14 protein-coding genes are annotated in these 14,881 nt (G+C 65.1%); 5 read left to right on the top strand and 9 right to left on the bottom strand.

Going from position 1 to position 14,881, the window contains the following annotated elements; genetic code table 11:
- Window positions 1–18: 18 nt before the first annotated feature.
- Together HY57_RS19855 and HY57_RS19860 are read right to left on the bottom strand one after the other, a co-directional pair.
- Entirely contained in the window at window positions 19–1,527 is a 1,509-nt protein-coding gene (locus HY57_RS19855; RefSeq protein WP_019467030.1) for a peptide MFS transporter, read from the bottom strand.
- A 238-nt stretch (window positions 1,528–1,765) separates the two neighbouring features.
- Window positions 1,766–2,614, bottom strand: coding sequence for a tryptophan 2,3-dioxygenase (locus HY57_RS19860; protein WP_019467029.1), 849 nt, complete (start codon window positions 2,612–2,614; stop codon window positions 1,766–1,768).
- 215 nt (window positions 2,615–2,829) lie between these two features.
- On the opposite strand from HY57_RS19860, the gene pdhA reads away from it, so the two are divergent.
- The 3 genes from pdhA (at window position 2,830) to HY57_RS19875 (ending at window position 6,406) form a co-directional block, all read left to right on the top strand.
- Window positions 2,830–3,915: a pyruvate dehydrogenase (acetyl-transferring) E1 component subunit alpha gene (pdhA, locus tag HY57_RS19865; protein WP_019467028.1), complete on the top strand. Its 1,086-nt coding sequence runs from the start codon at window positions 2,830–2,832 to the stop codon at window positions 3,913–3,915.
- 3 nt (window positions 3,916–3,918) lie between these two features.
- The gene (locus HY57_RS19870; RefSeq protein ID WP_026034225.1) at window positions 3,919–4,899 is read left to right on the top strand and encodes an alpha-ketoacid dehydrogenase subunit beta; all 981 of its coding nucleotides are present in this window, start codon (window positions 3,919–3,921) and stop codon (window positions 4,897–4,899) included.
- Window positions 4,900–5,020: 121 nt separating this feature from the next.
- Entirely contained in the window at window positions 5,021–6,406 is a 1,386-nt protein-coding gene (locus HY57_RS19875) for a dihydrolipoamide acetyltransferase family protein (protein ID WP_019467026.1), read from the top strand.
- A gap of 272 nt (window positions 6,407–6,678) precedes the next feature.
- Here HY57_RS19875 and HY57_RS19880 read toward each other — a convergent pair whose 3' ends face one another.
- Window positions 6,679–7,083, bottom strand: coding sequence for a globin (locus tag HY57_RS19880; protein WP_019467025.1), 405 nt, complete (start codon window positions 7,081–7,083; stop codon window positions 6,679–6,681).
- 177 nt (window positions 7,084–7,260) lie between these two features.
- Here HY57_RS19880 and HY57_RS19885 point away from each other — a divergent pair, with 177 nt between their 5' ends.
- A complete protein-coding gene (locus HY57_RS19885; RefSeq protein WP_019467024.1) occupies window positions 7,261–7,644 on the top strand; it encodes a VOC family protein in 384 nt (127 codons plus the stop codon).
- 13 nt (window positions 7,645–7,657) lie between these two features.
- Window positions 7,658–9,361, top strand: a complete 1,704-nt coding sequence (locus HY57_RS19890) for a SulP family inorganic anion transporter (RefSeq protein ID WP_019467023.1) — start codon at window positions 7,658–7,660, stop codon at window positions 9,359–9,361.
- Between the two features lie 218 nt (window positions 9,362–9,579).
- On the opposite strand, the gene HY57_RS19895 is transcribed toward HY57_RS19890, so the two are convergent.
- From HY57_RS19895 to HY57_RS19920, 6 genes are all read right to left on the bottom strand, one after another.
- Entirely contained in the window at window positions 9,580–10,221 is a 642-nt protein-coding gene (locus HY57_RS19895; protein ID WP_019467022.1) for a DUF6348 family protein, read from the bottom strand.
- Window positions 10,222–10,235: 14 nt separating this feature from the next.
- Window positions 10,236–10,562 carry a hypothetical protein gene (locus tag HY57_RS19900; protein ID WP_019467021.1) on the bottom strand — a complete coding sequence of 109 codons (327 nt, stop codon included), beginning with the start codon at window positions 10,560–10,562 and terminating at the stop codon, window positions 10,236–10,238.
- 35 nt (window positions 10,563–10,597) lie between these two features.
- Window positions 10,598–11,971, bottom strand: coding sequence for a tryptophan--tRNA ligase (locus tag HY57_RS19905; protein WP_019467020.1), 1,374 nt, complete (start codon window positions 11,969–11,971; stop codon window positions 10,598–10,600).
- Window positions 11,972–12,021: 50 nt separating this feature from the next.
- Complete coding sequence (rocF, locus tag HY57_RS19910) at window positions 12,022–12,936, bottom strand: arginase (RefSeq protein WP_019467019.1); 915 nt, start codon at window positions 12,934–12,936, stop codon at window positions 12,022–12,024.
- 38 nt (window positions 12,937–12,974) lie between these two features.
- Complete coding sequence (locus HY57_RS19915) at window positions 12,975–13,370, bottom strand: rhodanese-like domain-containing protein (RefSeq protein ID WP_081500735.1); 396 nt, start codon at window positions 13,368–13,370, stop codon at window positions 12,975–12,977.
- A 220-nt stretch (window positions 13,371–13,590) separates the two neighbouring features.
- Window positions 13,591–14,586: a sterol desaturase family protein gene (locus HY57_RS19920; protein WP_019467017.1), complete on the bottom strand. Its 996-nt coding sequence runs from the start codon at window positions 14,584–14,586 to the stop codon at window positions 13,591–13,593.
- Window positions 14,587–14,881: the final 295 nt, after the last annotated feature.

The following is a 14,881-nucleotide window of genomic DNA, read 5'->3' on the forward strand; positions in this document are numbered from 1 at the left end:
GAGCAACGAGCACGGCGCTCAACGCACCCCGTGCATCAGCCGGTTGATCAGCGGCGAGATCAACAGCAACAAAACGCCCGCACCCGCCAACAGCCAGAAACTGAAGGTGAAGCCGGACAACGCAGACGCCGCCGTCATGCCGCTCTCGCCGCTGATCCGTCCCGCCAGCAGGCCCGACAGGTTGCCACCGACCGCCATGGACAGGAACCAGCCGCCCATCGCCACGCCCACCAGGCGCGGCGGCGCCAGCTTGGTCACCATCGACAGGCCGATCGGCGACAGGCACAGCTCGCCGATGGTCTGCAACACGTAGCAGGCCGTGAGCGGCCAGAACGGGATCAGCCCGTGGCTGTTCACCGAATAGGTCAGCGCGTACATCAGCGCGGTGAAGCCCAGCCCGTTGAAGACCAGGCCCAGGCCGAACTTGCGCGGGATCGACGGCTCCCTGTGGCGCCGCGCCAGCAGCGACCACACCTGCGTCACCAGCGGCGCCAGCACGATGATCGCCACCGGGCTCACCGACTGGAACCAGCCCACCGGGAACATCCAGCCGCCCAACATCTCGCGGTCCACCATGTTCGCCGCGAGGAAGTTGAACGACGTGCCAAGCTGGAAATACATCATCCAGAACAGGATGTTGAAGGCGAAGATGATCAGCATCGCGATCACCCGATCGAGCTGCACGCGGTCGTGCCGCACCGCCTCCACCACCAGCATCGCCGCCACGCCGACGAACAGCAGGCTCAGCAGCCACTGCAGGCCGCTCGCACCGATAAAGGCCAGCAGCAGGTAGACCAGCGGCACCGCCACCGCCACACCCACAAGCACCCACACCACGCGTAGGCGGCTGGCGGCTTCCGGTGCGGGACGCCCCACGTTCTTCAGGCCACGACGGCCGAACCAGAACCAGAACAGGCTCAGCGCCATGCCGACACCGGCCGCGCCGAACACCACGCGATAGTTTTCCTGCGTCGGCGTATCACTGAAGTAGCCGGCAAGCCAGCCCGTCAGCAGCGGCGCCAGCAACGCACCGCCGTTGATGCCCATGTAGAACAGGGTGAAGCCGCGGTCGCGGCGCTCATCCTTGGGGCCATAGAGCTGGCCAACCATCGAGGAAATGTTCGGCTTGAACAGGCCATTGCCCACCACGACCATGGCCAGGCCGAACAGGAACAGCTCCTTGCCCGGCAACATGACCACGAACAGACCCACCGCCATCACCAGCGCGCCGATCAGGATCGAGCGCTGGTAACCGATCACCTTGTCGGCCACGAAGCCGCCGAAGATGCTGGTGGCGTAGATCAGCGCGGTATAGGCGCCGTAGATCTTGCTGGCCCAGGCCTCACCCGCCGGATCGCCGTGGAAGAAGTGCGCCACGATGTACAGCGCCAGCGCCCAGCTCACGCTGTAGAACGCGAAGCGCTCCCAGAATTCGGTCATGAACAGCATCCACAGGGGACGCGGGTGCCCGAGCATCTGCGGGAAATCAGGCGCGGCCGCGGGTGCGGTCTCGGCGGTGTTGGTCATGCGTGCCCCTTAGTTTTTGTCAACAAACGGCGCAAGGTGCGCCGGCAGGAATTTTTGTAAGAACCCGTTCGCGAACACGCCCAACACCCACCTCACCGTCATCCCCGCGAAAGCGGGGATCCAGTGACTTTCGCGCCAAGGCGAAGGCGCTGGATTCCCGCTTTCGCGGGAATGACGGTGAGGGATAACCGTCAGATCGGGTTCGTGAAACGGATTCCAATCGTTGAAGGTCAGGGACTTAAGCACCCAGCTCCGTCCGCACATCCAGCAATTCCGGGAAAAACTCCAGATCCAGCGCCTTCTTGAGAAACGCCACGCCCGAGGAACCACCCGTGCCGCGCCGGTGCCCGATGATCCGTTCCACCGTTTTCATATGGCGGAAACGCCACATCTGGAAACTCCCCTCCACATCCACCAACTGCTCGCACATGTGGTACTCGGGCCAATACGTCAAACGGTTCTCGTAAATGCGCTTGAGCACAGGCAGCAGACCCGCATGCCGCTGGTAAGGCTGCGACCAGTCACGCTGGATGAGTTCGGCCGGCACGTCGTGCCCGCGGCGCGCGAGGTAGCCCAGGAATTCGTCGTACAGGCTGGGCGCTTCCAGCACCTCGCGCAGCGTGGCCTGCGCCGCAGGATCGTGCGCAAACACCTGCAGCATCTGGGCGTTCTTGTTGCCCAGCAGGAACTCGATCTGCCGGTACTGCAGCGACTGAAAGCCCGAGGAGGTGCCCAGCACGCCGCGGAACTCCAGGTATTCGGACGGGGTCAGCGTTTCCAGCACCGCCCACTGCTCGAACAGCTGACGCTGCACCTGCTTCACGCGAGCCAGGATCTTCAGGCATGGATCGATCTCATCGCGGCGCAGGTGCGCCACGGCCGATTTCAGCTCATGGATGATCAGTTTCATCCACAGCTCCGCCACCTGGTGCTGCACGATGAAAAGCATTTCATCGTGGTGCGGCGGGTCGCTCAGCGGCTGCTGGGCCGTGAGCAACTGGTCCAGCTTCAGATAGCCGCCATACGTAAGCCGCCCGTTAAGGTCGAGCTCGATACCGGCCTCAAGGTCGCGCTGGTTCTCGGTCATGTCGGTCCGGGGTGCGGAAAAGCCCGCATGGTAACCCGTGTACGGCCCAACCCCGTACGAGCGCGCATGCTGCACCGTGCCTTGCGGCGCAACATGGCGCCCTGTAACAATTTCTGTCTTGCTCAGGGCTTTACGTCCGCTGCTGGCCCCACTGGATGGGCCGCCGACGTCCCGGCACTCCAAATCCCCACCATTACTCACTCCGGGAGCGAGTCGTGTCCATCGCCGCCAAGTTCGAAATCGAATACCTCCAGTATCTCGATGCTGAGGGCAAGCAGGTCCGTGATGACCTGCCTGAATTCGCCAATGACCTCAACCACATGGTCGAGCTGTACAAGCTCATGCTGTCGACCCGCGTGTTCGACGCAAAGTCGGTCGCCCTGCAGCGCACCGGCAAGCTCGGCACCTACGCCAGCTGCCTGGGCCACGAAGCCGCCCACGTCGGCATTGGCAGCGCCATGAAGCCGGAAGACGTCTTCGCTCCCAGCTATCGCGAATACGGTGCGCAGCTCTACCGCGGCGTGCAGCCGCGCGAGGTGTACATGTACTGGGGCGGCGACGAGCGCGGCAACGACTACCAGAAGGAACCGGCCCGCCACGACTTCGCCTGGTCGGTGCCGATCGCCACGCAGTGCCTGCACGCCGCAGGCAGCGCGCTGGCCTTCAAGATCCGCAACGAAAAGCGCGTAGCCGTGTGCACCATCGGCGACGGTGGTTCGTCCAAGGGCGACTTCTACGGCGCCATCAACATCGCCGGCGCGCAGAACCTGCCGCTGGTCGCCGTGATCGTCAACAACCAGTGGGCCATTTCGGTACCGCGCAAGATCCAGTCCGGCGCGCCGACGCTGGCGCAGAAGGGCATCGCCGCAGGCCTGTACTGCATCCAGGTGGACGGCAACGACATCATCGCCGTGCGCAAGGCCATGGGTGATGCGCTGGACCGCGCCCGCAACGGCGAAGGCGGCAGCGTGCTCGAACTGGTGACCTATCGCCTGTCCGACCACACCACCGCCGACGACGCGCGCCGCTACCGCGGCGAGCAGGAAGTGAAGGACGCCTGGGCGAAGGAGCCGATGAAGCGCCTGCGCAACTGGCTGGTGGCCAAGGGCGTGTGGGACGACGCCAAGGAAGAAGCCTGGAAGAACGAGTGCGACGAGTGGATGGACAACGAGGTGAACGCTTACCTCGAGACCAAGACCCAGCCGGTCACGGCGATGTTCGACTACACCTTCGCCGAAGTCCCCGCCGATCTCGCCAAGCAGCGCGATCTTGCACTCCAGCTCGACAAGAAGGCCCACTAAGCCATGGCACAGATCACTCTTATCGAAGCCGTTACCCAGGCTCTCGCGTATGAAATGGCGCACGACGAAAGCGTCGTGGTGCTGGGCGAAGACGTGGGCGTCAACGGCGGCGTGTTCCGCGCCACCCAGGGTCTGCAGGAAAAGTTCGGCGAACTGCGCGTGCTCGACACGCCGCTGGACGAAACCACCATTGCCGGCGTCACCGTGGGCCTTGCCGCCCAGGGTATGAAGCCGGTGGCCGAAGCGCAGTTCGAAGGCTTCATCTACCCGATGATGGAGCAGATCGCCTGCCACGCCGCCCGCCTGCGCAACCGCACGCGCGGCCGCATCACCGTGCCGGCCGTGTGGCGTGCGCCGTGGGGCGGTGGCATCCGTGCGCCGGAGCATCACTCCGAAGCGAACGAACACCTGTTCACCAACATCCCGGGCCTGCGCGTGGTCATGCCGTCGTCGCCCGCACGTGCCTACGGCCTGCTGCTCGCCGCCATCCGCGATCCGGATCCGGTGATGTTCTTCGAGCCCAAGCGCATCTACCGCCAGTACAAGGAAGAAGTGCCCGATGACGGCGAAGCGCTGCCGCTGGACGTGTGCTTCGTGCTGCGCGACGGCACCGACGTCACCATCGTCACCTGGGGCGCCCAGGTGAAGGAAGCGCTGGAAGCCGCCGACGAACTCGCTGCCGAAGGCATCAGTGCCGAAGTGATCGACGTGGCCACGCTGACCCCGCTCGACTTCGACACCATCGCCGAATCGGTGCAGAAGACCGGCCGCTGCGTGATCGTGCACGAAGCCCCGAAGACCGCCGGCTTCGGCGCGGAAATCGCCGCGCGCATCGCCGAGGAATGCCTGTACGACCTGCTGGCACCGGTCGAGCGCGTGACCGGCTTCGACACGCACATTCCGCTGTTCCGCCTGGAAATGAAGTACCTGCCGAGCACCGAGCGCGTGGTGGAAGCCGCCAAGCGCACGTTGGCCAACAGCTAATATCTATTCGATCGTCGTCCCTGTGAAAGCAGGGACCCAGCGACTATCAAAGGCACTGGATCCCTGCTTTCGCAGGGATGACGGAAAATGAAATTCTCCGCCTGACCACGGAATCAAACTCATGGCCAACATCAAGACTTTCTACCTGCCCGACCTCGGCGAAGGCCTCCCCGACGCCACCATCGTCGAGTGGCACGTGAAGGAAGGCGACACCATCAAGCTCGACGCCCCGCTGGTGTCGATGGAAACCGCCAAGGCCGTCGTCGACGTGCCGTCGCCGTACACCGGCAAGGTCACCAAGCTGCACGGCGCCGCTGGCGACATCATCGAAACCGGCGCTGCGCTGGCCGAGTTCGAGCCGGACCCGAACGCCAAGCAGCGTGCCGAGGCCGAATCCACCGGCCATCACCATGGCCCGAAGAAGGGCGCCGGCAGCCCGGCCCCGGACCACAAGGTGGTCGCCTCCGATGAAGGCGGCGAGATCGAAAGCGAAGGCAAAGCCGATCGTGAAGACGAAGGCACCGTGGTCGGCGCCATGATCAGCGGCAACACCGTGCACGTCGAACAAGCCAGCAGCGTCGGCGGCGTGAAGGCCGTGCCGGCCGTGCGTGCGCTCGCCAAGAAGCTCAAGGTCGACCTGACCCGCGTCAAGCCGACCGGCGCCGACGGCGTGGTCACCCTGGCCGACGTGAAGAACGCTGCCGCCAACGGCACCGCCGCACTGGGCGCCGCCCCGGCCCGCAGCGTGCCCGCCTCGGCCGGCCGTCACCTGGCACCGGAACTGCCGGAGCCCGGTCCGGCCCCGAGCCGCACGCCGGTGTCGCTCGCTGGCAAGCCGGTGCGTACCGCCCCGCCGAGCGTGGCCGTCACCGGCCAGCCGGAGCAGCTCAAGGGCGTTCGCCGCAATATGGCCCGCGTGATGGCCGAGGCCCACGCCAACGTGGTGCCGACCACCCTGGTGGACGACGCCGACCTGCACGCCTGGATCGGCAAGCAGGACATCACCGCCCGCCTGATCCGCGCCATCGTGGCCGCGTGCAAGGCCGTGCCGGCGCTCAACGCCTGGTTCGACGGCAAGAACCTCACCCGCACGCTGCACCAGCACGTGGACATCGGCATTGCTGTCGATACCGAGGAAGGCCTGTTCGTGCCGGCCCTGCGTAATGCCGACGTGCTCGACGGCGCCGGCATCCGTTCGGCCATCAAGCGCCTGCGTACGTCGGTGGAAGATCGTTCCATCCCGGCGTCGGAGCTCTCGGGCTACACCATCAGCCTGTCCAACTTCGGCATGTTCGCCGGTCGCTACGCCACGCCGGTCGTGGTGCCGCCGTGCGTCGCCATCATCGGCGCGGGCAAGCTGAGTCACGACGTGGTGGCGGTGATGGGCGGCATCGAAGTGCATCGCCGCATGCCGATCTCGCTGACGTTCGACCATCGTGCCGCCACCGGCGGCGAGGCTGCGCGCTTCCTCAAGGCGCTGCTGGATGATTTGGCGATGCCGAACTGAGTGTTGATGCGTTGAATGGAAAAAGCCCCGGCATGCCGGGGCTTTTTTTGTTGCCCCGCTTAGAAACGCACCGCTTAAGGCTTCCTAACCGTTCCATCCCCCTCACCGTCATTCCGGCGAAAGCCGGAATCCAGTGCCTTTTAGCTCTTTCGCGGCAACGTAAAGTCGCTGGATTCCGGCTTTCGCCGGAATGACGGTGAGGGGGGAGCTGGCGGTGACGGAAAATGGCGGCGGAAGAACGCCAACACTGCCCAGGGAGCTAAAGCCTGCCCTCAATACCTCTGCACAAAATGCCTCATCGTGTGCTCCAACGCCTTCCGCCACCTCTGCTCCAACGCCAGGTCGTACGCCGGATCGTGCTCGCGGATGGCCACCAGCAACGCCTCCGTCCAATACGGATACAACGCCGGCGGCACCGGTGCATGGCCGCCGCGACTGTGGGCGCACGCCACCTGCTCCATCGTGCGCTTGGTCAGCGTGCTGCCGCCCGCATGCGCAATGGCCGCACTGATGCCGCGACGCAACGCGATGTGCTGCTTGCTGAAGTCGGTGTCCTTGAACAGCGCCGGCACCTCCGGATGGCTGGCCATGAAAATCTCGTAGAAGCGGGCAATGAATTTCCCCTGCTGCAGGCAGCGGCCATAACTCGTCTGCAGATCGTCGAACGTGTCGCTCATGCGTGCTCCATCCCGGGTGCGAACTGTCTTAAGCGCGGGCAAGCTATCACGCACCACCGTCACGCCCGCCCTGGCATTTGGCCGCAAGCACGCGATCTGACACAGGTGCCCTGCGTTGACGATGCATGCACCCGTCGCCGCTATAGGATCGGCCCAGGCCCATCGCCGGACACCGCCATGCACCACAGCCGCCTGTGCACCCTCGTGCTCGACTGCAAGACGAACGACCTCTCGCAAGCGGCCACTTTCTGGAGCCAAGCGCTGGGCAAGCCCATCGTCACGCTCGATCAGGATGGCGACGGCCAATATGCCGAACTTGCCACCGCTGACGACGAACCGATCATCCTGTTGCAGCGTGTAGACCACGATAGCCGCGTGCATCTGGATATCGAGACAGACAACCTGGACGCCGAAGTCGCGCGACTGGAAAAGCTGGGCGCCACGCGTGTGGCCTTCGTGCGCGGTCGCTGGTGGGTGATGCAGGCACCCAGCGGTCATCGCTTCTGCGTGGTGCGCCAGCAACGCGAGCGTTTCGGCCCACACCTCAACCGCTGGGATTGATCGACGCGCATCCATGAGCGCCTTTCTGCGACGCCACATGCCGGGACTGGACCAGTTGCTGCACTATCGCCGCGAATGGCTGCATGCGGATGTGCAGGCAGGCCTGTCGGTGGCGGCGGTGGCTTTGCCCATCAGCATTGCCTACGCGCAGCTCGCCGGCTTCAGCCCGGTCGTCGGCCTATACAGCACGGTGCTGCCGATGATCGTGTATGCGTTGTTCGGCTCGTCGCGGCAATTGATCGTGGGCCCCGACGCCGCCACCTGCGCCATGCTCGGCGCCACGCTGATGCCGTTGGCCGCACCCGGCAGCGAGTCCTACCAGGCCTATGCCATGTCGCTCACCCTGATCACCGGCGTGCTATGCGTCATCGCCAGCCGGTTCCGGCTGGGTTTTCTCGCGGACTTCCTGTCGCGCCCCATCCTGGTCGGCCTGCTCAACGGCGTCGCCATCACCATCCTCGTGGGCCAGTCCGGCAAGGTGCTCGGCATCGCCCTGCAGGGCAAGGACACCATCAGCCAGGCGCTGTCGCTGATCGCGCAACTGCCGCGCACGCACTGGCCCACCGCCTTGCTCTCTGCCGGAACCTTCGTGCTGTTCTTCGCGGTCAAGGCCGTCTGGCCGCGCGGCCCCTCGGCATTGATCGCGCTCGCGGGTGCCGTCATCGCCACGTGGCTACTCAGCCTGGGCACGAAAGGCGTCGCGGTGGTCGGCGCCCTGCCCGCCGGCCTGCCAACGTGGGTGGCTCCTTCGCTGCCGCACGAACTGTTCGGCACGCTGTTTCCGGCGGCCGGGGCGCTGGTGCTCGTCACCTTCAGCAGCGGCATGCTGACGGCGCGCAGTTTCGCGTCGAAGAACGGCTACCAGGTCGATGGCAACCAGGAGTTCCTCGCGCTGGGCCTGTCGCATCTGGCCAGTGCCGCCTGCCAGGGTTTCGCCGTCAGCGGGTCCAGCTCGCGTACGGCGGTGAACGATGCGGCCAGTGGCAAGAGCGGGCCCGTCTCCATCATTGGCGCGCTGGCCATCCTGCTGGTGATGACTCTGTTCAACAACGTGCTCGCCATGCTGCCCATCGCCGCCTTGAGCACCATCCTGATCGCCGCGGCACTGAGCCTGATCGACCTGGGCGGCCTGCGCGAACTGCGCCATTTCAGTCGCAGCGAACACCTGATCGCCCTGGCCACGGTGGCGGGCGTGGTGCTGTTTGGCGTGATGTCCGGCATCCTGCTCGCCGTAGCCATGGCGCTGCTCTATTTTCTCTCGCAGGTGGCGCGACCCGCCGAGCAGCAGTTTGGCCAGATCGACGGGCAGGCTGGCTTCTACGAACTCGCCCACTACCCCGAGGCGCATGCCATTGCGGGCCTGTTGATCTATCGCTTCGAGTCGCCGCTTACCTTCTTCAACGCCGACTATTTCCGGCGTCGCGTCGAACGGTTGGCGCGCGAGCAACACCCACATTGGGTCGTCATCGATGCCATCTCGATGACCAAGAACGACATTACCGGTTTCCTTGCCATCGACGAATTGCGTCGCGCGCTGGACAAGCAAGGCATTCCATTGGTGATCGCCGGGCGCACCGCACAGCTGATCAAGCGCATGACGCGCGCGGGATTGCCGCCGGAGCGCACGGGCATCCTGTACTTCCCGTCGAGGCAGGCCATGCTGGCGGCGTATCGCCAGCGCTATACCGACCCAGCCCCGGAAAACGACACGCCCTAGCAGGAGCGCACTTGTGCGCGACCACGGCGTGATGTCGTTTGCACTTGCCAGGCCTGCCGCGCACAAGTGCGCTCCTACAGAAGGCTCGCCATCCACACGGCGCCGCCCATCCCTGTGGGAGCGCACCCTGTGCGCGACGGCAGCGCCATGTCGGTTCCGCTCCGTGAGGCTGTCGCGCACAGGGTGCGCTCCCACAGAAGTGCGGGATCGTCAAACGATCAGTAATCCCGGATATCCAGCGCAATAAACCCACGCACGCTGTAACCCTGCTCGCCGGCCGGCCAGGGCAGCGAGGTCAGCAGGCGGTCACCCGCCGGCCAGGGTGCGTTGTCGAGCAAGGCCTCGGCACTCACGGCCCCATCGTCGCCAACACGATAGAACAGCCGCACCCAGTGCAACTCCGGGCTCAGCGCCTCATTCTGCAGGGCAGCGCGCAGCACCGGGATCAGTTCGGCGGGCGGCCCGATGCCGTCCTTGCTGGACAACCAGGGCCCCACGAACACGTCCCAGGTGCGGATGCCGAAATCCCAGCCATGCAGATCCATGCGCCGGTCGTCGGTGACGTACCAGCACGCCGCCAGCAGCACGTGGAACACGCCGTGCTCGAAGGCCTTCAGTGCATCGAGGCAACCCGTTTCGCCGCCGCCGATGCCGGCAAAGCTTTCTTCGATGTGACGGTCTTCGCTGATCACCACGTCGACATCCAGCCGCCCCGGCTCACCGGCCGCGCCCTCGAACCAGCTTGCGCGCACGGCGGGGAAATCACCGTCCGTCATCAGCCACTCTTCATCCGGCTCCAGTTCGACGTCGTGGCGTTCGAACAGGCGCAGGAGGTAACGCTGGAGTTCCGTGTCTTGCATGGTTGTTTCTGCCTTCAACGCGCGTGCGGACGCCACACCAGCTGACGCACGATCAGCGCCAGCACCAACACCACGACGCACGCGCCGTAGCCATACAGGGCCGGCAGCACCTGCTGCCAGATCGCGCCACTGGCCGGGCCATATTGGCCTACCGCCGGCACCGTGGCGGTATCGAACGCGCGGCTGGCACATTCCACAGCGGCGAACGCGGCGAGCAACAGCGCAGCCACGTCGAAGCTGCGGCGCATGCGCGTGCGCGGCAGGCTCTTGGGATAGGACCAGAACGCCCAGCCCAGGATCAGCAGCCAAGGCGCAAGCAGCAGGATGGCCAGATAACGCATGCGTCAGTTCACTCCCCAACAAGCCCCAAGGCTTCTTATTCCTGTGCAGCGAGCTGGTCGAGCGCACCGCGCAGGCGCAGCAGTGCTTCGTCGCGCGCCTGCTCGCCGTCATAAGCGGGCGTGGCGCCAACCTGCTCGCCGTCGATCTCCAGCACCAGCGCCTGCGGCTGCACCTGCAGCACGGCAGAGACGCTGCCCAGCTCCTTGATGCGCTTCTGCATCACGCCCGCCGCCTTGGGGTCGGCGAACGAGCGCGACAGCAGCAGCTCCTCGCCTTCCGACGAGAACAGGCGAAAACGGAAACTACCATCGGTATCGCGGAAGCTGGCGAAGCGCGGCGCTTTGCCGCCCTTCGGCGCGGCAGCCTTGGACGCATTCGCCGGCGAGGCCACCATCGTGCCCGACCGCAGGCCAATGGCATCGCGTAGCTCGGCGACCTTGGGCACGGCGATGGCGCGCGCCTTCTTGGCGCCTTCCTGCAGGATCTCCTCGATCACCGCCGGACGTGCCATCAGCGCGTCGTAGCTTTCGCGCATCGGCGCGATTTCCACTTCCAGCCGCTCGAACAACACTTGCTTCGCCTCGCCCCAGCCCAGGCCATCGACCAGCGCCTGCCGAAACGCGGTGGATTCGGCCTCGCTGGCGAACGCGCGGAAGATGGTGAACAGCGAGGAGCTGTCCGGGTCCTTCGCTTCGCCAGGCAGGCGCGAGTCGGTGACGATGCGCATGATGGAATCGCGCAGATGCTTCTGCCCGCCCGCGAACAACGGAATGGTGTTGTCGTAGCTCTTGGACATCTTGCGTCCATCCAGGCCCGGCAGCGTGGCTACCTGTTCCTCGATCACCACTTCCGGCAGCACGAAGAAATCGTGCCCACGACCGTAGATATGGTTGAAACGCTGCGCGATGTCGCGCGCCATTTCGATGTGCTGGATCTGGTCACGCCCCACCGGCACCTTGTTCGCGTTGAACACGAGGATGTCGGCGGCCATCAGCACCGGGTACATGTACAGGCCGGCGGTGACGCCCGCATCCGGGTCCTCGCCCGCCTCGGTGTTCTTGTCCACCGACGCTTTGTACGCATGCGCGCGGTTGAGCAGGCCCTTGGCGGTGACGCAGGTGAGGAACCAGGTCAGCTCCGGAATTTCCGGAATGTCGGACTGGCGATAAAAGGTGACCTTGTTCGGGTCCAGACCGGCAGCCAGCCACGTCGCGGCGATTTCCAGCCGTGAACGCTCGATGCGCGCCGGGTCGTCACTCTTGATCAGCGCGTGGTAGTCGGCCATGAAGTAGAACGCGTCGACGTCGTCGCGCCTGCTCGCGGCTACCGCCGGGCGGATGGCGCCGACGTAGTTGCCCAGGTGCGGCGTGCCGGTGGTGGTGATGCCGGTAAGTACGCGGGTCTTCATGGTCTCGTTTCTTCGTATCGTTATTGAGTGTTGATGCAATCGGGCCGGGTTCAGCGGATCAGCGTGGACTTGCCGAACAGCGACTCCACCAGATCCACCGCCAGGCGTGCGGTCTGGTTCTTCTTGTCGAACGCGGGATTGAGCTCCACGATGTCCAGCGAGCCGACGCGGCCGGAGTCCGCGATCATCTCCATGCACAGCTGCGCCTCGCGGTAGTTCGGGCCGCCACGCACCGTGGTGCCCACGCCCGGCGCGATGGTTGGGTCGAGGAAATCCACGTCGAAGCTCACGTGCAGGTGCGTATTCTCGTCGATGCCCGACAGCGCTTCTTCCATCGTGCGCTTCATGCCCACTTCGTCGATGTGGCGCATGTCGAAGATGCTCACCTGCGACTCGCGCACCAGGCGCTTTTCGCCCTCGTCCACCGAACGGATACCGATCTGGCGGAACACGTCCGCCGTGGTGGCCGGCACGTGGCCGCCCATGCTGATCAGCTCCTGCGGGCCGTTGCCGCACAGGCAGGCCACCGGCATGCCGTGGATATTGCCCGAGGGCGTCGCCTCGGCGGTGTTGAAGTCAGCGTGCGCGTCCAGCCACAGCACGCGCAGCGTCTTGCCGGTATCGCGGCAATGGCGCGCCACCGCGCTGATGGAACCGATGGCCAGGCAATGGTCACCGCCCAGCATGATGGGCAGGCGGCCGTCAGCCAGTTCGGCGTAGATCGCCTCGTGCACGGCCTGGTTCCAGGCCACCACTTCCGGCAGGTGACGGTAACCGTTCACCGGCGGCTGCCACGGGTTGAGCGGCCCCTGCAGGTTGCCGCGATCCACCACGTCCAGCCCGCGCCGGGTGAGCCGTGCGGCCAGGTTGGCCACGCGCAATGCTTCCGGCCCCATGGAAGCGCCGCGATGCCCCGCACCGATGTCGGTGGGAACGCCGATCAGGGAAATTGCCTTGTTGACCATGAAAACCTGCAGTGTGAAAAACGGGAATGCGAAGCGCCTTAGTGTGCCAGAGGCAGTTGACGCTGCCGCCACGTATTGAGGCTGCCATCCAGCAGCCGCACGTGGGTATAGCCGAGGGAGGTGAGCGTCTGCTGGGCCTTGGCCGCGCGCTTGCCGGAGACGCAATACACCACGATTTCGCTGTCGCGCGGCACGCCAAGCACGCCCGCACGGCTGGCGAGCTGTTCCACCGGGATATTGAGCGCACCGGCGATATGGCCGTCGGCGTATTCGTCGGCGTGGCGCACGTCCAGCACCAGCGGCGCCTGGCCAGCCTGCTGGCGCTCCAGCAACTGTGCGGCGTCGATCGGTGTATCCGCGGCCGAGGCGGCACCCGCGCTCGCCAGCAGCATCCCGGCGAGCAGGACGGCCAGAAACCTGCGGGACGTTGTCATCCGGCCTGGCGAAAAACGCTGAAACACCGCCAACACCTTGAATATCAGGAAATAAAGGGTACGCCGGCAAGCCGGCCACCGCCCATAGTAACGTCAAAAAGACCCAAGATTCCCGCTTTTCGTCCCGGCCAATGCCCCGTCATTCCCGCGAAAGGCTGGGCCCGCCGATCCGGCAACCCATGGTTTCGTCCCCGGATTCCCGCTGCGCTGCTTCCAGCCCTCAAAGGTCGACACCCTGCTCCGCCTGCAGCGCCTGTTTGGCTACCTTGGCGGTGTGATGGTTGCCGTCGTGGCTCCAGCCTGGCGGCATCACCAGGTAGAGCAGCTTGTTGCTCAGGCCGGGCGCATGCCATACGTCCCGCCCCAGCAACCAGAACTCGCCAAGGTACGCATCGAGCACGCTGTACGGCTTCACCGGCCGCGTGATGCCGTACTCGATGCGGATATCCGCACGCGCTTCCATGTAGGTGCCGAAGACGCGGTCCCAGATGGGCAGCAGGTTGCAGAAATTGGTGTCCATGTAGAGCACGTTGCGTGCGTGGTGAACGCGGTGGTGCGAAGGCGTCAGCAGCACGCGATGCAGGACACCAAGCTTTCCCTCCGGCAGCACGTTTTCACCCAGGTGGATGAGCTGCCCCCAGAAGCTGTCGATGATCACGATCAGCACCAGCAGGGGCGGGCTCACGCCCAGCAGCATGCAGATGCTGGTGCGGACGACGTCGGCATACATGCCTTCAAGAAAGATGTGCGCGTAGTTGACCGACAGGTTCATCGCCACCGGCGCATGGTGCGTCGAATGCAGGCACCACAGCAGGCGTACCTTGTGCGCCAGGAAGTGGTAGACGAAGTGCGCGAACTCCCACGCCACGTACCCGTATAGCAACCCATACCAGGTGAGCCCGGCCTGGAAAGGCGCGAAACGGTTGAACTGGCCGATGCAGAAACCGACCACGGCCACCGTGAGGAACGTACCGATGAAACGATTGAGCACCCACACCAACAGTGGCACCTGATAGTCCACGCGCCGGGTCCGGTGCCTGAGCAGACCGCGCATCAACTCGAACACCAGCAGCAGCGGGATGACCGGAGCGATCAGGTCGCCGAAACCATCCACCGTGGCAAGCGCCCGGTAGTCGCCCGTGGCGAACATCTGCAGCAGCGGCCCCAGGCCGAAAAAGCCCATGAGTTGATCGCGGATCCAGCCCAGCACACCCATCGCGCTCCTCCCCAGAGACAGTCCCTGGATTGCCCTGGCGACTCAAGGAAGCCTCCAGTCCGTCGGGGGATTTATCACGATCCAAATAGCGGTACAACTCCGAACAGGCCAAGGCGCCGGGTGGAGCCGACGCCCTCGAACCTCTTCCTTTCGTCCCTTGCTGTGTTGCGTATGGGTCAGGTGTGCCAAGCCGGATCCAGCACGCCACACAGTGGGTCTATCGGCCCGCGACAAGCTAGCGTCGGCCACGCGGCCTGCTCCCGCCCATCGCGCAGGCCGATCCGCCCGCCCCAGC

It is taken from the genome of Dyella japonica A8 (genome assembly GCF_000725385.1).
GTDB classification, from domain to species: Bacteria; Pseudomonadota; Gammaproteobacteria; order Xanthomonadales; family Rhodanobacteraceae; genus Dyella; species Dyella japonica_C.

Coding starts and splice junctions, on each gene's coding strand:
- HY57_RS19855 (WP_019467030.1), bottom strand. CDS start 1,527: ATGACCAACACCGCCGAGACCGCACCCGCGGCCGCGCCTGATTTCCCG.
- HY57_RS19860 (WP_019467029.1), bottom strand. CDS start 2,614: ATGACCGAGAACCAGCGCGACCTTGAGGCCGGTATCGAGCTCGACCTT.
- HY57_RS19870 (WP_026034225.1), top strand. CDS start 3,919: ATGGCACAGATCACTCTTATCGAAGCCGTTACCCAGGCTCTCGCGTAT.
- HY57_RS19875 (WP_019467026.1), top strand. CDS start 5,021: ATGGCCAACATCAAGACTTTCTACCTGCCCGACCTCGGCGAAGGCCTC.
- HY57_RS19880 (WP_019467025.1), bottom strand. CDS start 7,083: ATGAGCGACACGTTCGACGATCTGCAGACGAGTTATGGCCGCTGCCTG.
- HY57_RS19885 (WP_019467024.1), top strand. CDS start 7,261: ATGCACCACAGCCGCCTGTGCACCCTCGTGCTCGACTGCAAGACGAAC.
- HY57_RS19890 (WP_019467023.1), top strand. CDS start 7,658: ATGAGCGCCTTTCTGCGACGCCACATGCCGGGACTGGACCAGTTGCTG.
- HY57_RS19895 (WP_019467022.1), bottom strand. CDS start 10,221: ATGCAAGACACGGAACTCCAGCGTTACCTCCTGCGCCTGTTCGAACGC.
- HY57_RS19900 (WP_019467021.1), bottom strand. CDS start 10,562: ATGCGTTATCTGGCCATCCTGCTGCTTGCGCCTTGGCTGCTGATCCTG.
- HY57_RS19905 (WP_019467020.1), bottom strand. CDS start 11,971: ATGAAGACCCGCGTACTTACCGGCATCACCACCACCGGCACGCCGCAC.
- rocF (WP_019467019.1), bottom strand. CDS start 12,936: ATGGTCAACAAGGCAATTTCCCTGATCGGCGTTCCCACCGACATCGGT.
- HY57_RS19915 (WP_081500735.1), bottom strand. CDS start 13,370: ATGACAACGTCCCGCAGGTTTCTGGCCGTCCTGCTCGCCGGGATGCTG.
- HY57_RS19920 (WP_019467017.1), bottom strand. CDS start 14,586: ATGGGTGTGCTGGGCTGGATCCGCGATCAACTCATGGGCTTTTTCGGC.